Annotated in this window: 27 protein-coding genes; 17 read left to right on the top strand and 10 right to left on the bottom strand. The window is 58.0% G+C overall.

All coding sequences use genetic code 11. The features are described from left to right. Positions 1-8 precede the first annotated feature (8 nt). Both SIB42_RS03520 and SIB42_RS03515 read left to right on the top strand, forming a co-directional pair. Complete coding sequence (locus SIB42_RS03520; protein WP_082825014.1) at positions 9-602, top strand: chorismate lyase; 594 nt, start codon at positions 9-11, stop codon at positions 600-602. Positions 603-689: 87 nt separating this feature from the next. Beyond that, positions 690-1,121 carry a hypothetical protein gene (locus SIB42_RS03515; RefSeq protein ID WP_067093870.1) on the top strand — a complete coding sequence of 144 codons (432 nt, stop codon included), beginning with the start codon at positions 690-692 and terminating at the stop codon, positions 1,119-1,121. Between the two features lie 65 nt (positions 1,122-1,186). Here SIB42_RS03515 and SIB42_RS03510 read toward each other — a convergent pair whose 3' ends face one another. Both SIB42_RS03510 and SIB42_RS03505 read right to left on the bottom strand, forming a co-directional pair. Beyond that, positions 1,187-1,768 carry a hypothetical protein gene (locus SIB42_RS03510; RefSeq protein ID WP_074160724.1) on the bottom strand — a complete coding sequence of 194 codons (582 nt, stop codon included), beginning with the start codon at positions 1,766-1,768 and terminating at the stop codon, positions 1,187-1,189. 110 nt (positions 1,769-1,878) lie between these two features. Beyond that, entirely contained in the window at positions 1,879-2,427 is a 549-nt protein-coding gene (locus tag SIB42_RS03505) for a SprT family zinc-dependent metalloprotease (protein ID WP_067093710.1), read from the bottom strand. A 92-nt stretch (positions 2,428-2,519) separates the two neighbouring features. Between SIB42_RS03505 and SIB42_RS03500 the strand changes: the two genes are divergently transcribed. The 4 genes from SIB42_RS03500 to SIB42_RS03485 all read left to right on the top strand — a co-directional run bounded on the left by SIB42_RS03500 (position 2,520) and on the right by SIB42_RS03485 (position 6,449). Next, a complete protein-coding gene (locus SIB42_RS03500) occupies positions 2,520-2,939 on the top strand; it encodes a hypothetical protein (protein WP_067093707.1) in 420 nt (139 codons plus the stop codon). A 48-nt stretch (positions 2,940-2,987) separates the two neighbouring features. Beyond that, positions 2,988-5,051 (top strand): NAD-dependent DNA ligase LigA, encoded by a 2,064-nt coding sequence (gene ligA, locus SIB42_RS03495; RefSeq protein ID WP_067093867.1) that lies wholly within the window; start codon positions 2,988-2,990, stop codon positions 5,049-5,051. Between the two features lie 85 nt (positions 5,052-5,136). Continuing rightward, positions 5,137-6,264, top strand: coding sequence for a TIGR00341 family protein (locus SIB42_RS03490; protein ID WP_067093706.1), 1,128 nt, complete (start codon positions 5,137-5,139; stop codon positions 6,262-6,264). Next, positions 6,261-6,449: a hypothetical protein gene (locus tag SIB42_RS03485; protein WP_067093703.1), complete on the top strand. Its 189-nt coding sequence runs from the start codon at positions 6,261-6,263 to the stop codon at positions 6,447-6,449. The genes SIB42_RS03490 and SIB42_RS03485 overlap by 4 nt, the downstream gene beginning before the upstream one ends. Here SIB42_RS03485 and SIB42_RS03480 read toward each other — a convergent pair. Continuing rightward, on the bottom strand, positions 6,431-7,072 hold the full coding sequence (locus SIB42_RS03480) for a TVP38/TMEM64 family protein (RefSeq protein ID WP_067093700.1): 642 nt from the start codon (positions 7,070-7,072) through the stop codon (positions 6,431-6,433). The genes SIB42_RS03485 and SIB42_RS03480 overlap by 19 nt on opposite strands. A gap of 258 nt (positions 7,073-7,330) precedes the next feature. Between SIB42_RS03480 and SIB42_RS03475 the strand changes: the two genes are divergently transcribed. Further along, positions 7,331-8,440, top strand: a complete 1,110-nt coding sequence (locus SIB42_RS03475) for a mechanosensitive ion channel family protein (RefSeq protein ID WP_067093697.1) — start codon at positions 7,331-7,333, stop codon at positions 8,438-8,440. A 17-nt stretch (positions 8,441-8,457) separates the two neighbouring features. Here the strand turns inward: SIB42_RS03475 and SIB42_RS03470 are convergent, their stop codons facing one another. From SIB42_RS03470 to SIB42_RS03455, 4 genes are all read right to left on the bottom strand, one after another. Further along, positions 8,458-9,246 (bottom strand): ABC transporter permease, encoded by a 789-nt coding sequence (locus SIB42_RS03470; protein WP_067093694.1) that lies wholly within the window; start codon positions 9,244-9,246, stop codon positions 8,458-8,460. Position 9,247: 1 nt separating this feature from the next. Beyond that, positions 9,248-10,045 (bottom strand): ABC transporter permease, encoded by a 798-nt coding sequence (locus SIB42_RS03465; protein ID WP_067093689.1) that lies wholly within the window; start codon positions 10,043-10,045, stop codon positions 9,248-9,250. After that, the gene (locus tag SIB42_RS03460; protein WP_067093686.1) at positions 10,045-11,019 is read right to left on the bottom strand and encodes an ATP-binding cassette domain-containing protein; all 975 of its coding nucleotides are present in this window, start codon (positions 11,017-11,019) and stop codon (positions 10,045-10,047) included. The genes SIB42_RS03465 and SIB42_RS03460 overlap by 1 nt, the downstream gene beginning before the upstream one ends. A 64-nt stretch (positions 11,020-11,083) precedes the next feature. Beyond that, positions 11,084-13,828, bottom strand: a complete 2,745-nt coding sequence (locus tag SIB42_RS03455; protein ID WP_067093682.1) for a valine--tRNA ligase — start codon at positions 13,826-13,828, stop codon at positions 11,084-11,086. A 186-nt stretch (positions 13,829-14,014) separates the two neighbouring features. On the opposite strand from SIB42_RS03455, the gene SIB42_RS03450 reads away from it, so the two are divergent. After that, positions 14,015-14,368, top strand: coding sequence for a mechanosensitive ion channel family protein (locus tag SIB42_RS03450; protein ID WP_231856368.1), 354 nt, complete (start codon positions 14,015-14,017; stop codon positions 14,366-14,368). Here SIB42_RS03450 and SIB42_RS03445 read toward each other — a convergent pair. Together SIB42_RS03445 and SIB42_RS03440 are read right to left on the bottom strand one after the other, a co-directional pair. Further along, complete coding sequence (locus tag SIB42_RS03445; protein ID WP_067093678.1) at positions 14,319-14,963, bottom strand: 2OG-Fe(II) oxygenase; 645 nt, start codon at positions 14,961-14,963, stop codon at positions 14,319-14,321. The two genes, SIB42_RS03450 and SIB42_RS03445, sit on opposite strands and share 50 nt — an antisense overlap. After that, on the bottom strand, positions 14,963-15,412 hold the full coding sequence (locus tag SIB42_RS03440) for a protein phosphatase (RefSeq protein WP_067093674.1): 450 nt from the start codon (positions 15,410-15,412) through the stop codon (positions 14,963-14,965). The genes SIB42_RS03445 and SIB42_RS03440 overlap by 1 nt, the downstream gene beginning before the upstream one ends. A 68-nt stretch (positions 15,413-15,480) precedes the next feature. On the opposite strand from SIB42_RS03440, the gene SIB42_RS03435 reads away from it, so the two are divergent. From SIB42_RS03435 to SIB42_RS03420, 4 genes are all read left to right on the top strand, one after another. After that, entirely contained in the window at positions 15,481-15,738 is a 258-nt protein-coding gene (locus SIB42_RS03435) for a hypothetical protein (RefSeq protein WP_067093670.1), read from the top strand. Between the two features lie 38 nt (positions 15,739-15,776). Continuing rightward, positions 15,777-16,697: an oxidoreductase gene (locus tag SIB42_RS03430; protein WP_067093667.1), complete on the top strand. Its 921-nt coding sequence runs from the start codon at positions 15,777-15,779 to the stop codon at positions 16,695-16,697. Continuing rightward, positions 16,694-17,107 (top strand): transcriptional repressor, encoded by a 414-nt coding sequence (locus tag SIB42_RS03425; RefSeq protein ID WP_231856367.1) that lies wholly within the window; start codon positions 16,694-16,696, stop codon positions 17,105-17,107. The genes SIB42_RS03430 and SIB42_RS03425 overlap by 4 nt, the downstream gene beginning before the upstream one ends. 75 nt (positions 17,108-17,182) lie before the next feature. Continuing rightward, a complete protein-coding gene (locus SIB42_RS03420) occupies positions 17,183-17,455 on the top strand; it encodes a DUF1651 domain-containing protein (RefSeq protein WP_067093860.1) in 273 nt (90 codons plus the stop codon). Between the two features lie 72 nt (positions 17,456-17,527). On the opposite strand, the gene SIB42_RS03415 is transcribed toward SIB42_RS03420, so the two are convergent. Beyond that, positions 17,528-17,734: a hypothetical protein gene (locus tag SIB42_RS03415; RefSeq protein WP_067093663.1), complete on the bottom strand. Its 207-nt coding sequence runs from the start codon at positions 17,732-17,734 to the stop codon at positions 17,528-17,530. Positions 17,735-17,856: 122 nt separating this feature from the next. Between SIB42_RS03415 and SIB42_RS03410 the strand changes: the two genes are divergently transcribed. From SIB42_RS03410 to SIB42_RS03390, 5 genes are all read left to right on the top strand, one after another. Continuing rightward, positions 17,857-18,036, top strand: a complete 180-nt coding sequence (locus SIB42_RS03410) for a hypothetical protein (protein ID WP_413328390.1) — start codon at positions 17,857-17,859, stop codon at positions 18,034-18,036. A 161-nt stretch (positions 18,037-18,197) separates the two neighbouring features. Then, on the top strand, positions 18,198-18,431 hold the full coding sequence (locus SIB42_RS03405; protein ID WP_067093659.1) for a chlorophyll a/b-binding protein: 234 nt from the start codon (positions 18,198-18,200) through the stop codon (positions 18,429-18,431). Positions 18,432-18,532: 101 nt separating this feature from the next. After that, complete coding sequence (locus tag SIB42_RS03400) at positions 18,533-18,820, top strand: AAA family ATPase (protein ID WP_231856366.1); 288 nt, start codon at positions 18,533-18,535, stop codon at positions 18,818-18,820. A 90-nt stretch (positions 18,821-18,910) separates the two neighbouring features. After that, positions 18,911-19,129, top strand: coding sequence for a hypothetical protein (locus tag SIB42_RS03395; RefSeq protein ID WP_231856365.1), 219 nt, complete (start codon positions 18,911-18,913; stop codon positions 19,127-19,129). 60 nt (positions 19,130-19,189) lie between these two features. Next, complete coding sequence (locus SIB42_RS03390) at positions 19,190-19,435, top strand: hypothetical protein (protein ID WP_067093656.1); 246 nt, start codon at positions 19,190-19,192, stop codon at positions 19,433-19,435. Positions 19,436-19,543: the final 108 nt, after the last annotated feature.

Below are 19,543 nucleotides of genomic sequence, written 5' to 3'. Positions count from 1 at the left end.
TGAGCGCCCTGATCCCCTCCCCTTCTGTGCTGTGGGAAGCCCCGACATCCTCTGTTCTGGCAGGCGACGAACCTGGCTGGCTGCCAGGCCCATGGAGACTGATGCTGCTCGGAGATGGCAGTCCCACCAGGCACTTGCGCTTGCTCACAGGTCACAGCGTGCAAGTGCGTCTGATCGCGATGGACGCGGACGCAAGCCTCAACAACACAACAGGTGGACCACGACCCGCGGAGGTTCAGGAACTGCAACCACCCCTGCTGCGCCGCCAAGTGTGGCTGAAATGTGGCGCCACCACACTGGCCTGGGCCGAAAGCTGGTGGAATCAGGATGAAGCGGAGCGCAATCTGAGTAACCGTGAGCAGCCGATCTGGCTCAGCCTCACCCAAGGACGCTCGGAACTGTTCCGTGAAGTGGATGGACTAGCACTAGTCACAGAGCCATGGCTGGAAGAAGGTTTTGGCGAACAAGGGCCCTTCTGGAGCCGCCATTACCGCTTCTTTCGGCAGGGCAAAGAACTCACCGTGATCCGTGAAGTGTTCAGCCCAGCACTTGAGCGCTGGCTCGGCGAAGCGCCGCGGCGACCGCTTCATGCAACGTCATGAAGAAAATCAGCGTTTGATGCGGATTTTCACTTGACAACTTGCCGGCTCTTGTGCTGGAGCAATCATGGCTTCATCGGCAATGGTTCCATGGCCACCTCCACCTGGATAACCCTCAACGATCTGGGCCGCAATTTCGGCATCTCCTCAATCCACTGCGGACGTGCCCTCGAACATGAGGGATGGCGTGACCGACACGGACGTCCCACAGACGCAGCACTCGCGGCAGGTGCCGTTGATCAACTCACACCACATCGGAGTGGACGTTCGGTGCTCTGGAACGCTGATCTTTGCGCCAATATTCTTGAGCGATGTGGTTACAGGCCAGTATCGCGATCTGAGCGCATCAGCCAATGGACAGATCTATTGGAGGCCATGACCGCCGGCTCGCCATCGATCACCACGACAGCTGATCAGATGGCCGAAGAGCTACCCACCGATCTGGTGGAAGACGTCAACCATCAACTGAACAAGCGGGGCTGCGGCTATCAAGTGTGCCGGCCACTGAGCAACCGGCACTGAGCTGATTGGGTCAGGCCATCCGTAAGGCTTCGGCTTGCTTGAGAGCCTGCTCCAAATGCTGTCGCTCAATCACGACGGCGACTGGAACGTGGCAAGGGACGTCGGGATGACGACCGAGAGGTTGGTGATGAGGCTGTCGAAGAAGAAGCTGTCGGAGAAGAACCAGAATCTGTCACAGCATCACGATTGGCGGATCGCTTCCAGCGCTCTACCCGGAAACTGTCATCTTCTGGCCAGACATCATCTTCTACGGACGGACTCACAGACGATGTCGTGGTTACGGACGGAGGCAACACCGGCTGGCGGCGGGAGAGCGCCTGCAGTGGCCGTTTGCGTCTAGAAGGCGTTGATCGTTCAAGCGATGGAGAAACGTCCGCAGGCTTAGGCCGTGCGGACTGCCAACTCTGCGGCCGCTCAGACACCTCACGCCAGTCATCCTCTTCATCCAACAGCCAGTCGATTCGGTCACCAACCCAACGACCCATCGCATCCAAGCGGGAGGCGCCATCCAGGCGATCGAAACTGCGTCGCCCCGGTCTAGCTCCGGAGACACCATCCACGAGCTGACGTCCGGTATCCAACCAGCGGTCAAGCCGCCGGTCCAAGGGATCAGGACTGCGCTGCGAGCGTTGTCGACGTGAATCCATGCACCGACGTTACCGACGTCTGTGCTGCAACCAACGCTCCCGTTGCAGGCCAATCAGCACAATCGAAACGCCGCCTGCCTCCAACACCCAGAGAAAAACCTCCATTCCGCTCAGCTCAGCTCCGCTGCTGGTTCGTAGCGAAGCAGACAACTGGCATTCCAGCGACCCCCATGAAGCCGATCGCAGCACAATCGACAGGCCGCCTGACGCATCCTGCGGCGATACGGAGTCTGGTGGCCGCATTGAGGACAGATCGCAATCCAGCGCGGAGAGCTCTGTGGCACAGGGAAGCAATGGCGAACGCTGACCTCAAATCGTGTCTGAGCGGCGTTGATGGTCTCCATGCGATGTCGAAAGCAGGGTCCATGCCCCTCCTCGCGCTTCAGCACCAAGTCCACCCAGGCATGGATCATCTCGTGACAGAGGGTGCTTTCAGTAGCCTCTCTCGGTAGAGGGTCCAGCAAGGGCCTGGACAACACAATTTCTCGTCCGAAGGGGGGCGCGACAGCAGGTCCTCGCCGGTAGAGACCGGCCGTACGACGCAAGCGACCATCACTCCAACGCAACGCCAGCAAGGGTTGATGTCCTTGGCAGAGAGCTCCCTCGAAATGCTCCCGATTCAGGCGATGAAACAGAGGGAGCAGCGGCTCGAGCGGCATGAGTGGCGATGGCCTTGAACAACATCGTCGGCCCAGTCTGCCTCCATCTAGCGGTCCGTCAGTCAGACTCTGCACTCACTTGAAATCAGCTGATGGATCTGGGTCTGGTGCGGGAGATCGGGAGCAAGGCCCTCCTGGCCGGGGGTGGTGCCCTGCTTCTTTATTGGACGATCACCGCCGTGAAGCTGGTGCTCAGCGCCCGCGGCATCAACCCGCTGATCAAGCAATTTTTCACGCAGGTGGCGGCAGGCCGTGTGGATGCGGCCTATCTGCTCACCACCAAGTCGTACCGGCAGCACGTCAACCGACAGCAATTCATTCGCTTCCTCGCAGGCCTAAAGCTCAACCGCTTTCGCAACCTCAAATCCGGTCGGCCACGTTTGCAGGAGGGCAGCATGATCCTCACCGTGAAGCTGATCGCGGAAAACAAGGAAGAGATGCCCCTCGACTTCACCTTCACCAAGGTGGAAGACACCTGGAAAATCGAGCGGATCGCCACCGTCAAAAGCTGAGTCGTCCTGCCCGTGACCGCTCCAGCTCCAGACACCGCGCCGAATCAGATCAGCGAGCGCGCCGCTGAACTGAGGCAGCTGCTCACCAGGGCCGCCCACGCGTACTACGTGCTGGATGCTCCCGAACTGGAGGATGCTGTCTACGACAGGCTTTACCGCGAACTGCTGGATCTGGAGACAGCTCACCCCGAACTGGTGATCAGCGACAGTCCGACCCAGCGCGTAGGGGGAACGCCCTCCGAGGGCTTTACCAGCGTGACCCACCGCATCCCGCTGTTCAGCCTCGACAACGCATTCAGCCCCGAAGAGTTGCGCAGCTGGTATGCACGCCTGCTGAAGGTGCTCGACAGAGAGCCACAAGCGGGTGCACCCGTGCCGGCACTAGCCATGGTCGGTGAACTCAAGATCGACGGCAATGCCCTCGCTCTGAGTTACGAGAACGGAGTGCTGATCCGAGGCACCACCCGCGGCGATGGGGAACAGGGAGAAGAGATCACCACCAATGTGCGCACCATCGCGTCGATCCCCCTGAGGCTGCATCTGAATCCCCCACCCGACTGGGTGGAAGTTCGTGGCGAGGCCCTGATTCCCGACCGCACCTTCGCTGCCATCAATGCCGAACGTGCAGCGCGGGATGAACCGCTCTTTGCTAATCCCCGCAATGCCTGTGCCGGCACCCTGCGCCAACTCGATCCAAAAGTCGTAGCGGCACGGCGACTGGATTTCTTCGCGTACACACTGCACTTACCGGAAGACTGGGATGGGCCACGCCCGACCAGCCAGTGGGAATGCTTGAGCTGGCTGAGAAGCGCAGGCTTCCGGGTTAATCCCAATGCAGCCCTGCTGCCGGATCTCGCTGCGGTGGAGACCTTCTTCAACACATGGGACAGCCGCCGTCACGACCTTGACTACGCCACAGACGGAGTGGTGGTGAAGCTCGACGACCTGCGCCTACAGGACACCGCGGGATTCACGCAGAAAGCACCACGCTGGGCCATCGCTCTGAAATACCCCGCCGAGGAAGCTCCAAGCCGGCTGGTACGCCTCACCTGCCAAGTCGGTCGCACCGGCGTGATCACCCCAGTGGCCGAATTCGAACCGGTTGCTCTGGCTGGCACCAGCGTCAGTCGGGCCACCCTGCACAACGCCGACCGGCTGGCGGAACTGGATCTCCACAGCGGCGACACGATCGTGGTGCGCAAGGCCGGTGAAATCATCCCTGAAGTGCTTCGCGTGCTTCCCGAACTCAGGCCTGAAGGCGCTCAGCCCCTTGACCTTCCCCATCAGTGCCCTAGCTGCAACTCCGAGCTGGTTCGTGAAAACGGTGAAGCCGCAACCCGCTGCGTGAACAGCAGTTGCCCGGCAATCCTGCGCGGCGCTCTGCGTCACTGGGTCAGCAAGGGAGCTCTCGATGTGGAGGGAATGGGCGGAAAATTGATCGAACAGCTTGTGGAGAGGGGCCTGGTGCATGCGATCTCCGACCTGTATCGCCTTGATGCCGCACTGCTGAGCAGCCTGGAAAGAATGGGGGAGAAAAGCGCGGAGAACCTTGTGTCAGCCATGGAGGCATCCCGTGCCCAGCCCTGGGCACGCCAGCTCTATGGACTCGGCATTCACCACGTGGGCGAGGTCAACGCCAAAGCCCTCGCAGCAGCATTTCCAGACGTGGCCACGCTGTCCCAAACCGCCATTGATCACCCAGAAGCGATCAGCGACCTGCATGGGATCGGTCCTGAGATCACTCAGAGCTTGCAGCAATGGTTCAACACCGGAGCCAATCAGAGGCTGATTCAGCAACTTCTAGACGTGGGCCTCTCACTGGCTACCAGTGAGCAAGAGCGTCAAGACTTGGCAAGTCGCAGCCAATCGGATGGAGTGCTCTCCGGGCAGACCGTGGTCCTCACAGGCACACTTCCCTCAATGAGCCGCAGTCAGGCAAAAGAGCTGATTGAGGCCGCAGGTGGCAAAGTCAGCGGCTCCGTCAGCAAAAAGACCTCCTTCGTACTCGCTGGAGAGGAGGCCGGCAGCAAGCTGGAGAAGGCCAACAAACTGGGCATCAATGTGATCGATGAAGCGGAACTGATCACCTTGCTCCAATCCACCGAACTCTAAAAATCGTGGCCCGTGATCAATGCATCCGATCGCGGGTTGTGATGACGGAGACTGAACAGGCCGTCATGTTCAACACATAGCCCCATTGGACTCCTCATCTCCCTGTGGAAGCTTTCTGAACAATCTGTCCGGTGAATGGCAGATCAACCTCGAAAGCCGGATCCCACGCAAGGAGCTTTACGAGGCCCAAATCGCCTCATCGAAACCCTCACTCGGTTTTTTCGTGCTGCTGCTCTGCGCAGCGGTGATCGCCACGCTGGGACTGATCTCCAACAGCGCCGCAGTAGTGATCGGAGCGATGATCGTGGCGCCGCTGATGGACCCAATCCTCAGCCTCGCTTTTGCACTCTCGATCAGCAACAACAAGCTGGCAAAGCGCTCGCTGCTGACGGTGGTGATCGGCGTGCTCACCGTGGTTGCCACCTCAGCATTACTGGCATCACTGCTGGATGTGAGTGAAGTGAACCGGGAGATGACCTCCCGCACAGCTCCGAACCTGATCGATCTGGGCATAGCTGTTGCGGCGGCTGTGGCCGGATCATTCAGCATGACCCGTGAACGACTATCCAATTCACTGGCCGGAGTCGCAGTCGCCGTGGCGCTGGTTCCACCGCTGTGTGTCTGCGGTATCGGCCTGAGCATAGGCAAAGAGGTGGTTGCGGTGTTTGGTCGAGGAACGGTAGCCGGCATCACCAATCAGATTTCCGAAGGCTCCTTTCTGTTGTTCCTCGCCAACCTGATCGGAATCACGGTGGCGAGCCTGTTCGTATTCCTTGTGCAGCGCTACGGAAGCCTTGTTCAGTGCTGGCGAAATCTGTTGCTTTGGTTGGGTCTACTTGGACTGTTATGCATACCCCTCTCTTCCGCGCTGCACGATTTCAGCATCAAGCAGGAGATTGAAAGTAAGTTCGATGCCTTTAAAGCCGGGCAGGTCCGTGAGCTCAAAGTCACCAGCGATAACCCCTACCTCTGGCAGAGAGTACGTATGCTGTTCAGTAATGTCCAAGTCCGTGACAACAAAGCCACAGTGGACTTGGTCTTCAGCGCACCAAAAGGGGTGCTTACAGAAGACTTATCTAACAATCTTTCTGCAGCCATTGTGAAAAGAGGAAAAGAAGATCTAGGCCTTGAAGACATCAACGTAACGATCAGCGTAATACCAAATCAAATCAATAAATACAGTGGCTCAAAACCTCTATCTTCAATCCAATGAAAACCGCAAAAAGACTCCGTCCATTGGTCTTCAGATGGATCAAAACTGAATGCGGTCGAGCCAAATATGCCGACCTCCACAGCCGCAGCGGATTCTCATCGAAAGCCCGGCTGGGTTGGTTTATTGTCATCGCCGCTCTGCGTGACTGGCGCCTGCCTGATCCTGATCAAGCCTCAGGATCTTGAGCATCAGCTCCTGCTTCCTGAAGGGCTTTGCGAGCGGAACGCCCCACCAACCAGACCACTGCCACCGTGGCCAGCACTCCCACGACACGAAGTACCCAGGCCTGCGCTGAGGTCTCTCCAGCTAGCACCTCACCAAACCTGGCAGCGCTGCCGGCCAGAGCGCCGAGAGCACAGAACAGAATGGTTCCGGGAATGATTCCAATCAAACCAAAGTTGTAATCCCGCAGACTCACCTCACTGAGTCCGTAAGCCAGGTTCAATAACGAAAACGGGAACGCCGGTGAGAGGCGCGTCAGCAACACCAGGCGAAATCCCTCACGACTGACGGTCTTCTCAATCGCCAGCAACTTCGGGAAACGGCTCAAACGTTGTTGCGCCCAGCCCCTGAGCCAGTTCCTACTAAGCAGGAACACAGCCTCCGCTCCAAGGCTCGCCCCCGCAAACACAATTAGGCTTCCTAACCATGGGCCATACAACGCGCCAGCCAGCATCGAAGCCCAGATCCCGGGGAGCAGCAGCGTCACCCAGATGGCATAAAGCGGAATAAACAGCAGAGCTCCTGCGGGAGACTCCAGCCATCCCAGAACCGCGTGTGCATCAATCAGCTGAGTAATAGCTTCCATACTTCCTCCATCGGTGCCATCACCTTTCTATGCGCAGCAGGAACAACTGGACCGCACCGCTCTTGATCCGATAGGCGCTGACAAAGGAACACTGAACAAGTCATTTTCTGACTCAACGATCGAGACATTGAGTGAAATACCTGCGGCCTGCTATGGGACATCAATTGCTCCGACGGCACGTGCTGCTGGGTGGGTTTCTCCGCACAGCAGAAACACTACCGACGTGAGCTAGGTTCTCGACTACGACACAAGAGACTCATGCCCGGGCCTCAATTGGCTGTGAAGTTACAGCTGCAATTCCTGCAGACCAACACTGGATTACTGGTAGGAACCCTGGTGCTTGTGGGTGCCTGGCTTCTACTTCAGGTGTTGAGCCGTCATGGACGCAACATGGGCAGCCATCTGGCAGCAGCCCTGCGGCGCCCTGTGCTGTTCGGACTTGGCGTTTCTCTCTATGCCAGCTGGATCATCCATCAACTGAACAAACAGCTTGAACTCGGACTAGTCGCTCAGTCTCAAGTGAACAAAATCTCCACAACCCTTGTGATCGCCAGCATCACCTGGGCCATGATGAATATCGGCCAGACCGTGGTGCGATCTGCATCGATGAGGCGATGGATTCAAATTGAGGATCAGCAGGATGAAGCCATGCTGATCAACATGATGAGCAGGATTTACACCATTTTTGTGCTGCTTGTTGCGACCGCGGTTCTAATGGTGAACTTCGGAGTTCCGCCAGCAGCCATTGCCACCATGCTGGGCGGAGCAGGAATCGGCCTCTCCTTCGCGACCCAACAAATCAGTCAGAACTTTCTCTCTGGCTTCATGCTGTTATTCAACCGCCCATTCCGCGAAGGAGACTGGATCAACGCAAACAACCTGGAAGGGACAGTTGAAAACATTGGCTGGTACTACACCAGAATTCGCACTTTTGACCGCCGTCCCTTATATATTCCGAATTCAGTGTTTGCAACAAACCCAATTGAAAATCCAGGCGAAATGTATAACCGCAGAATTCGAGCTAATATCAGCTTGCGCTATGAAGATTTAGGAAAAATTGACGGCATTTCTAAGGAGGTTCGAAAACACCTTCAGCAACATCCAGGCATTGATCAGAGCCAAACCATTCTTGTGAACTTCAACGAATGGGATGCATCATCGATCAACATGATGGTTTATTGCTTCACCAAAACAACGGTATGGAAAGACTGGCTTGATATTCAACAATCCATTTTTCTTGATATTGCTGGAATTGTTCAACGCAGCGGCGCTGATTTTGCCTTTGATTGCACCACGCTGTATCCAGCACCAGGCTCCGATTCGAACACCTTCATCAATTCACTGAATCGAAGCAACCCAACGTCATGAGAGCCGAATCACCTCCGTTAACTGGACGCCGAGGTGTAGTGACGCAGTGCAAACAACCAAAAGCTTCGGGCAGCAGCAAAAAACACTGCTGACAAGACAAAACCCAAGGCAAGCAAGGGGAGTGAAGCCCGGCCCAAGAGCACCTCAGCAGGCACTGTGGTGAGAAACGCCACAGGAACCACCAGGGTGAACAGAAGCCGCAAGGGAGCGGGATAAGCCTCCAGCGGATAGCGGCCCGATGCCAGCACTGCCCGCAATACTTCCGTGGCATTCCAAGTCTTCACGAACCAGATGCTGGTGGCAGCAATCAGAAACCACAGCGAATAGAGAATCACTGCGGCCACCGTCAGCATCAGCAACACGGTGACCAGCACAGCCGGAGTGAACACGACACCGGATTGGTGCGCTCCCCAAGCGGCCAGGCCTAGGCCTAGAACGACTTCAGACAGTCCCGCTGGAGCGAAGGTGCGCAGTGACACCCAGAACTGACTGTCGATCGGTTTGAGCAGCACAAAATCAAGGGTGCCCTCACGCACATAGGTGACGATCGCTCCCAGGTTGGGCCTCAGCCAGGCGGTCGTCATGCCGTCGAACACGGTGTAAAACCCCTGAACGATCAAAGCCTGGTTCCAGTTCCACCCCCCAAGCTCCCGGCCGGGACCAAAGAAAAGAGACAACAGCAGCAGGCTGCCGCCGAGGCTGAGGACCACGGCCAGCAGCTCCACCACCACATTCAGCTGATATTCCAGCTGGGTGGCCAGAGCGGTTCCCCAGAAACGTCGCAAGGTTCGCAAGTAGCGCCCCATCTCAGGCCCCCATGGCGCTATAGCGCCGAACACCGGCTCGCCAAAGCAACAACACCAGCGGCAGAAGCAAGCCCACCCACGCCAGCTGTGCAGCGAAACCTGCTGCCAGATCCACCGGATCACCAGACAAGACCCGAGCTGGAAAATCGATCAGATAGGGGAAGGGTGTCCAGCGCACCCAGTTCTGCACCGCGGGTGGGAAGGCCGTTAAGGGAGCCAGCAATCCGGAGAGGAACAGAAAAGGCAGAAACAGCAACCGCTCCAGCGCTGTGGCTTTCTCGCTCCAGAAACACAGCGTCGCAATCAGGCTCTGAAGCAAAAAGGCGATCGCAAAGGCCATCCAGGTGGCGATCCAGGCCAGCAGAAATCCACCCAGCGATGGAATCCAGAAGGCTTGCGGCTGAATCAAAAAAAACACACCGGCAATGCCGGCAGCGAAGGGCAGCCGGGTGAGCTGCTCACCCAGGTGGGAGGCCACGTAGCGCCAGAGAGGATGCAACGGTTGAAGCAGATAGGGCGAGAGCCTGCCCAACAGGGCATCTTCCTCGAAGGCGTAAACCATCCAGACCACCGAAAACTGACGCACCAGAAAGGCGCTGAGGAAATAACGGTCCAGAGCCACCCCGTCTAAACCCAGTTGAGACCGGGCGTCACTGCCGCTCCAGAGGCTGAGCATGATGAACGGGAGCACTCCAGACAAAGCCCAGAGTGCGATCTCAGCGCGGTACTCGAGCATGTGCGCGTACTGACTGCCCAACAGAGCGCGCACGATTCGACGATTGAGCCCGAAGAGACGCATCAGAGGCTTCCCTGGCGAAACAACTCGCCGATCAACTGATCAATCGGAGGGTCATTCACCTCCAGATCGCGCACCTCAAAACGTTCCAGGATCTGTGCCAGAACCCTGGTGAGTGATGCCGGGTCCACCCGCAGGTTGACCTCGCAGTTCTCAAGGCTGTCGAGATGACCTAATCCAGAGAAGGCTTCGGCAGGAGCGGGCTCTTCCAGTTCAAGCCGCACATGGCGCTCCGGCGCCAGACGACTGGTGAGGCGATCCAGGGGACCGTCATGGAACAACTGACCCTGGTGAATCAGCAACACACGGGGACAAAGAGCCGTGATGTCAGCCATGTAGTGACTGGTCAGTAAAACAGTGGCACCGGTGCGGCGGTTGTACTCGGCCAGAAACTGGCGCACCCGCAACTGGGCGTTCACATCTAACCCCAGGGTCGGCTCATCCAGAAACAACAGCTCCGGTTCATGCAGCAAGGCAGCGAGCAGCTCAGCCTTCATGCGCTGACCCAACGACAACTTGCGCACCGGACGGGTGAGTTCTTCGCCCAGCTCAAGTAGGTCCGACAGCTCGGCAATCCGTCTGCTGGCAACTCGATTCGGAATGCCATAGACCGCCGCGTTAACGCGCAACGAATCCATCGGCGGCAAATCCCAGATGAGCTGTTGCTTCTGGCCCATCACCAACGTGATGCGCCGCAGAAAATCGGGGTGCCGTCGCTGGGGGTGATGACCAGCCACCATCACCTGACCAGAACTGGGATAGATGAGGCCACACAGCATTTTGAGCGTGGTCGTCTTGCCGGCGCCATTGGCTCCAAGAAAACCCACCATCTCTCCGGGAGCGATCGCAAAAGACACATCCCGAACCGCCGACACATCCCGCTGGCGACGACGCAGAAAATGGCGCAAGGTGCCGGCCAGGCCAGGCTGCTTATCAGCAACGCGGTACGTCTTGCTCAGCCTTTCGACCTTGATCAACGGAGAGTCCAGCGGTCACAACCAGAGCTGGGAGAAGGCTAGGGATCTGAGCGGCACAGGCGACTCAGCTGAGATCCTCCAGACGCCTGCGGGCCAGATCAGCCTGTGACTCAGCCTCAGCCAAGTTGACCTTGCATTCCGCCACCACCGCAGCCGGTGCCTTGTCAGCGAAATTGGGATTAGCCAGTCGACCGGAGAGACCTTTGATCTCCTTCTCGGCCTTGGCGATGTCCTTCTCCAGACGAACCTTCAAGGCATCGAGATCCACCAAGCCTTCAATCGGAAGCAGCACCTGAAGCTCACCGCTGACACCAGCCAAAGCCTTGGTCACTGGTGCTGCATCCGCCTCAGACGGCGTCATCACCTGAACCGTTTCAGCTCTGGTGAGCGCCGTGATGTCGGCCATCCCCTGCTGCAGCACCTCAACAAGATCGCCGCGGCCACTCACGAAACGCACCGGAACGGTCTGGGATGGCTTCAGGCCCGCCACCGCGCGTAGATTGCGCACCACGCGGATGGCGGCGATCAACTCGGCAAATGAGGCCTCAAGATCGTCATCCAGCGCTGCCTGATCGACGGCCGGCCAGGCCTGAAGTGCCAAAAACTTAGTCTCAGGCTCTGCGGTAACGCTGTGCCACAACTCCTCCGTGAGATGGGGCATCAGCGGATTCAGCATCAGGTGCATCTGACTGATCACCTTGGCCAGCACCTGCCGGGCAGTGCGCTGGTCAGCGAGTGCCTCAGCGCTGGCGTTGTCCCCTGGATTCAGCCTGCGCTTGCTCAGCTCCAGATACCAGTCGCAAACGTCGTTCCAAGCAAACTCATACAACCCCTTGGCCGCTTCCCCCAGGCCGTAACGGCTATAGCGGTCTGCTGTTTCGCGATTCACCCGGGCCAGGCGTGACAGGATCCAACGATCCGCCAACTGCAGAGCAGCAGGATCAGCATCTCCCAGTTGAGCCGGAGTCGCGCCATCGAGATTCATCAACGCGAAACGGGTGGCGTTCCAAAGCTTGTTGGCGAAATTGCGTGAGGCTTCAACAGTGGCAGAGGTGTCTGTTTTGCGGTCGTAATCCAGGCGGATGTCCTGACCGGCGCCAGCAACTTCCCTCACCAACGCGAAACGCAGAGCATCGGTGCCGTAACGCTCAATCAACAGCAGCGGATCGATGCCGTTGCCGGCGCTCTTGCTCATCTTGCGGTTCTGCTCGTCCCTCACCAGGCCGTGGATATAGACGTCCTTGAACGGCATCTCGCCCGTGAAGGCGCAAGCCATCATCGTCATCCGGGCCACCCAGAAGAAGATGATGTCGAAGCCTGTAACCAGGGTGCTGGTGGGGTACCAGCGCTGCAGATCGGCACTGTTGGCGTCAGGCCAACCCAACGTGGAAAAGGGCCAGAGGCCGCTGGAGAACCAGGTGTCGAGAACATCCTCGTCCTGCTCAATCACGGCGGCTGAACCGAACGTTTCCTTGGCCTTCTCCAGAGCTTCCGCGTCGTTGCGTGCCACCACATAAGGCGTGGTGTCGGTGTACTTGCCACCGGTCTCGCTGATCACGAACCAGGCCGGAATGCGATGTCCCCACCACAACTGACGGCTGATGCACCAGTCACGGATGTCGGTGAGCCAGTCGCGATAGACCTTTTCCCAGCGCTCGGGAATGAAGCGTGGATCCTGCTTCTCCAGCGCTTCACGACAACGAGCTGCCAACGGCTCGGTCTTGACGAACCACTGCGTGGACAAGAGAGGCTCCACAGGGACCTTGCCACGATCGGAGTGGGGAACACTGTGGCGATAGTCCTCCACCTTCACCAGCAGACCAAGGTCTTCGAGACCAGCCACCACCGCTTTGCGCGCCTCAAAGCGATCCAGCCCCTCAAACTCACCGGCCTCTTTGTTCATGGTGCCGTTCTTGCGCATCACCGTGATCTGGGGCAGACCGTGGCGCTGGCCTATGGCGAAATCATTGGGGTCATGGGCAGGCGTCACCTTGACGCAACCAGTACCGAACTCCTTCTCCACGTGGTCATCAGCCACGATCGGAATCTCACGACCCACAAAGGGGAGTGTGAGGGTCTGACCCACGAGATGGGCGTAGCGCTCGTCGCTGGGATTCACCGCCACGGCCGTGTCGCCAAGCATGGTTTCGGGTCGGGTGGTGGCCACTTCCAGATGGCCCTCGCCACTGCTGAGCGGATAACGGAAATGCCAGAGGTGACCATCCACCTCCTTCATCTCCACCTCCAGATCACTCACAGCCGAACCGGAGGCAGGGCACCAATTCACCAGATACTCGCCCCGATAGATCAGACCCTGCTCATGCAGACGAACAAAGGCTTCTTTGACGGCTTCGCTGAGGCCCTCATCCAGGGTGAAACGCTGCCGACCCCAATCCACCGAATAGCCGAGCCTGCGCAGCTGATCGACGATGCGGCCACCGCTTTCGGCCTTCCACTTCCAGGCCCGCTCCAGAAACGCATCACGGCCGAGACCATGACGGGTCTTGCCCTCCTCCTTGAGCTGCTTCTCCAGGATCGTCTGCACCGCGATCGAAGCATGATCCGTGCCGGGGAGGCAGAGCACGTTTTTTCCCGCCAAGCGCTGGTAGCGCACGATCGTGTCGATCAAGGCCGTATTGAAGGCGTGGCCCATGTGCAGGCTGCCAGTCACGTTCGGAGGGGGGATCACCACCGAAAACGGATCCCCAGGCGCCTTGGGGTCGGGATTAAAAGCACCTTGGTCCTCCCAGGCCTTCTGCCAGCGGGCCTCGGTGCCCACCGGGTCATAGGTCTTGGCCAGCTCGGACACGGGACGCGATCAACAACAGCGATCCATGCTCGCAAAAGAGCTGTCCAAAAAACTAAGACCGCGACAACAACAAGCTGGGCCTGCGCGCCACCCTGCTCTGGCGAGATCGAGACAACGCGGAACTGCTGATTCCCAACCAGATGTTTTTCACCGCGCAAGCCCACCAGTTACACCGCCACCGACCGGATGCGGCGCATTGAGATCCGTGTTGGTGCCGCCTATCGCCATGACCCCCAGCTGGTGCTGAAGCTCCTGGAGCAGAAAGCTCTGAGCGTGCCAAGAGTGCTGAATCATCCAGCGCCGAGAGCGCTGCAGGTGCACTACGGCGACTCCGCCATCGAATATTCACTGCGCTATTGGATCTCCGACCCCATGAACAACATCGGCATTGTGAGTGAGGTGAATCAGGCGATTTGGACAGCGTTCAAACGGGACGGGATTGAAATTCCTTTCCCACAGCAGGTCAACACCGTGCGTGAGATCCCAGCGTTCAGGAGCGAGCCAAGCGCTGGAGATAACCCTCCTGTGTCCCTGCGTTGATCCAACCTGTGGCAATGGTTTTGCTGTGCTTCTGCGTCACCCTGCCGCGGTGAATGTGACTGGGGCCAGCAGGAAAGATCACCAGTTTTCCGCGCACCGCCTCCTCGTGATGCTGCTGCCAGTGAAACTCCGTACCGGCCTGAGCCACGGTGTCGCAGTAGAGGATCCAAGCCAGAACGCGATGAACAGGTTCCGTCGCCTCATCGCTGATGGTCCAGTCGCAGTGCCACTGACGAAATCCCTCACCGGGCGCGTAGCGCTGCAGATTGAAAATCGGCAACACGAACAGAGACTGGTCAGGGCAGACTTCACGGAACAGGGGGCGTTCCTGCAAATAGCGATCCAACCCCGCACGAACGCCCCGGACAATCACCTCTGAGAGGGCACAGGACTCCGGATCCTCTCGATCGATGGCCACCAGGCTGATATCGGTGCTCAGCTTCGACGGCTGCTGATCTCCGGCAGGACCGAAGGCAACACCCGGTCGGTGCAAGTCAGTGCGTCGATCAAAAAATGCCATCACCGCATCCGCGACGGCTTCATAGCCGGCATTGCCGTAGCGACCGATCAGGCTGGTGCCGTTGTTCTCAGACATCAGCCCTTCCAGGGAATCGCCACCACGGCCTCCAGCTGTTGCCAACGACTGCGTTCCGCAACAACCCGGTCGGTCAGTCCCACCCTGTCCAGAGCTGCTGAGAGTCGATCAGGCCTGAGCACGGCAGGGTCCTGGGGAGCCTGCGACAACAGCAAAACCTGCTTTTCAGCCGGATCAGCCAGCACCTGAAGTTCCAGATCCGCCAGCTCTCGCTCAAAGAAAGTTCGACGCAACCGCGAGGTAATGCGTTCACCAAGGGCAGCGGCGAAGTGCTCCAGGGCATCGCGTTCTCCGGACAAACCGCAATTGAGCGAAAGCCAGATCATCAACTTGGCCCAGCTATCAACGGTCCAGAGCGGCTGAAAGCTCTCGCGGTGCTGGCGAATCAGTTCCAGCAGAGCGAAGTCCACAAGCGTGCCCTGCAACTGTTCGGGATCCGGACGGCTCATGCTGACCCTCACTTGAAGACATCCTCTCCCCCGGGGGTCAGACTGGTGTTGCGCGTCTACGCCTGACCATGACCCTGGATCTCAATGATCCCGAACTCGAGTTCTCGGATCTGGTTTATGCCTATCAGAGCTGGGTGATGGCCATCATCAACGACGAAAAACTGAATTCCGAGGACGTCCTGCTCACCGACGAGATAGCTGAAGACGCTCTCAATGCCATGCGCTTCCTGCCTGGCGAGGTGACCAGCGCGATCGAAACTTCGCTGGCGCGCGTCTATGACGTGGATGCCGACGAGCTTGCTGACCTGCTCTTCCCCGAAGACTGAGCGAACCCGCGAGACTGATCCGGCGCTGACTTCGCCGCATGGGCTGGACCATCGACGACATGCCTGACTTGCGAGGACGGATCGCCCTCGTCACAGGTGCCAACAGCGGCCTCGGCCTCCAAACCACGCGGGCCTTGCTCCGGTCGGGAGCGACTGTGCTGATGGCCTGTCGCAGCCGCCGCAAAGGAGAGGCGGCCCGCGCGGAACTGTTAGAGCTGGGGTCCTCAGGCGTGGACCTGCTCGACCTGGATCTCGCTGATCTCGACAGTGTCGATGCCTGTTGCCAAGAGGTTCGGTCGCGCTACGAGCGGTTGGATCTTTTGATCAACAACGCGGGATTGATGGCACCTCCACGGCTGCTGAGTCAGCAGGGGCATGAAATGCAGTTCGCGGTGAATCACCTTGGCCACTTCGCTCTGACGCAGGCCTTACTGCCTCTGATGGAGGGCCGTGAGCACGCTCGAGTCGTCACTGTCACCTCGGGAGCGCAATATTTCGGAGCGATCGATTGGGATGACCTGAGCGGTGAAAAGTGCTACGACCGCTGGAAGGCTTACAGCCAGAGCAAGTTGGCCAATGTGATGTTTGCACTGGAACTCAATCAGCGTCTCGAGCAATCTGGAAGCAGCGTGAGATCGCTGGCGGCCCATCCAGGCCTGGCGCGGACGAATCTTCAACCGCTCTCGGTGGCATCCAGTGGCGCCTGGCAGGAAGCCCTGGCTTACCGATTGATGGATCCCATGTTTCAGAGCGCAGTACAGGGGGCACTACCGCAGCTACTGGCGGCAACATCCCCCTCAGCAAAAGGTGGAGAGCATTACGGCCCCAGTCAGTTTGGAGGACTGCGAGGTGCTCCAAAACAGCAGCCCGTGGCTCGCGCCGCTCGCAGCCAAGAACAGAGATCGCGCCTTTGGGCAATCAGTGCCGAACTGATCCAGAGCAGAGGCGCAGCGGCATGAGGTCAGATTTCAGCATGGAGCAGCAAGGATCCACAGGCACGCAAAGGCAGCAATTGCTGCTGGAGGAACTGCAAAAGAGTCAGTCCGAAATGACCGGCCAGCAGCTGCATCGCTCCCTGGAAGGGCAACCGGGCGCCATGGGGCTTGCAACCGTTTATCGCAATCTGCGCAAACTCCATCAACAGGGCAAGGTGCGCTGCCGGCATCTGCCGACAGGCGAAGCGCTCTACGCACCGGTCGATCGTGATCAGCACCATCTCACCTGTGTGAGCTGCGGCACGACGCAGACACTCGAGCAGTGCCCGATTCATGAAATGAACGTGCAGGCTCCGAAAACGGACAACTTCAAGCTGATCTTTCACACGCTGGAATTCTTCGGGCTCTGCAACAGATGCAGTCCAAAGAGCTGAATCACACCAACAACGGATCAAGCCAGCATTGGGCCTGGTGATCCTTCTGATCAGGGTGTGATCAAACTGCTGAACATGCCAAACCGCAATCGAACCACCCCAGAACCCCCAGTGAAGTCAGGAGGAGAGGGGTGGTTGGTGAACGGTGAACAAAAGCTGCTGGTGCAGTTCAAACCCGACACGCCATCGGCCGAGGAGCAGTGGGTCTCCGTGAGAACTTATGGATGGGTACCACCGCATCCGCCCGAGCCCCAGTCACGACGACGCATGCTCAGACACAACGCCATGGAAGCTTGGGAGACGATGCTGAAGACAGGCTGGCGACGCTGTTCACCGCCAGTTCACTAGAGACTCGGAGATGTGACTCTCCACAGAAACCATGACTCTCCAGTGACTCTCCACAGGTCCAGACCTGGCGAGTTAGTGGGGTACTCGAATCAGAGTCCTTTCGGGGGAGTCAACACGATCCAGCGCATTGTCCAGCGGCAGTCTGGAGCTGTTGGCTTGCGAAGCAGTGACAAGCCAGACCACCACAGCCACAACGCTGACCCCGACCAGAACCCCAAAAGCTCGCACCAGATGGTGGGTGATGTCGTCGGGATGCCGCTGGGGAGAGCTCGGTGCCATCAAGACTGCGCGGATGGTTTAGTTCTGGCCAACCCAAATCACCTGGGCAAGCAAATGCGCAATTGTTTCCTGAATTGCTGAAGCATTTGCGGGCCTGTCTGAACCAGGGCTAAAGCAAATGGATGCCATCCATCCCCATGACAAGCAGCACTGACCATTCCGAATCCCTGCTGGAGGATCTAGTCGCAGAGGAAATTGCCCTCCAGATTGATCACATTGCTGAGTCACTGCAGCGCGAAGGTTGGCCCATGCCGCTGGTGAAACGTTTCATGCACCGTGCGGTTGAAAACTTGCCTAAGTAGGCGGAGGTCCGTGTCCCGCACTTGGGACAACCAATCGATGAATGTGCTCCCGTGGGACCCGTCTGAAAAGGTCCTGAAACCGAACCTGCATGGGCGGCTGTCCTGCCTCCCACGCAGCCAACAGCAGGCGTAGACCAAACAGGTCCCACTCGGAGACATCCATGACAGCAACCACACTCCAGGCACCCACCGGACTGGTGACTCACGATCTTGAGGGGCACGACAACGTCTACCCCAAGGAACCACAAATGGAACTTGCTGGACCTGACGCTGGTTGGGGGTTCCACGCACGGGCAGAGAAGTTAAACGGGCGTCTAGCCATGCTCGGATTCATTGCTGCGATCGCAACGGAATTGATCAGTAGCGAAGGCTTACTCCACACCATTGGTCTTTAACAGTGATCCAAGCCAGACATCGACGCTCAACCGATGTCTGGCTGATCAATTCATTGAGGTCGAAACATAATGAATGACGGGCCTCGACCGCCGATCTCAACATGCGCATCGCCATCAGCGGATCTCACTCTCTCGGCAAAAGCACCTTGGTCTGGGACTGGATCAAACGGCATCCCGAATACACACGTGAAGAGGAGCCGTTTCGTGCCCTCGATGGCGAAATGTATGACATCCGAGTCCGTCAGGAAAGCAACCGTCTTCACAACGGCATCCAGATGTATTACAACGCTAGTCGCGTGAATCTTTATGCATCAATCAACGACTTTGTGATTTTCGATCGCGCACCTATTGATTACATCGCCTACTCGCAATACACAGCCGATAAATAAACAACCGATATTGATAATGCATTTGTGGAAGCAATGTTAACGAGAGTCAGAGAGACACTTCAGAGGCTTGATTTAGTAGTCTTTGTCACCATGACTGATCGCTGGCCAGTGGACATGGAGGATGACGGCATCAGACCCGTCGATCTTCCTTACCGAGCAGAAGTCGATGCGATCTTTAAACAGATCTATCGGGATGAACGCTTCTCAGTCATGCCAGACAAGAGGCGGCCTAAGCTGATCGGACTATGGGGCTCCCGTGAGCAAAGGCTCGATCGACTCCAGCAAGCAGCAGCCTCATGCCTGCCCTGATTACTTCGCCAAAAGCGATGGGGCCCTGCAGCTGAGCATTGCGAGACATGTGTCCCCTGCTTGACAGACACAAGAACAGATTTCCGAGATGGTGGCTTGAACCGCGATGGATCCAATGTCCAGAAGCAGTTGGCTGAAGAGCCCAACACGATGCTCAGCCGCCTCCACATGGCAGACGTCACCACAGCATTCAGCAGAGGAAAGCAAACAACGGATCGAGATGCTCTGGTCGATCCCTTCATCAACCAACGAGAAAGCGACAAAATCTGGTTGATCAAGCAGGATTCAACGCCTGAGCAACGTTGACTAACCCGACGCTGCAATCCGCATTACGCCGCCGGGTTTGTCTAGACGTGCGTGGGCCTTTCATTTCCCCGCGGCTCGATCATGGCAATCACATGGATGCTGACGTGG

This window comes from Synechococcus sp. MIT S9508 (assembly GCF_047303045.1).
GTDB lineage: Bacteria > Cyanobacteriota > Cyanobacteriia > PCC-6307 > Cyanobiaceae > Synechococcus_C.
This window is presented reverse-complemented; position numbering and strand designations above follow the sequence as displayed.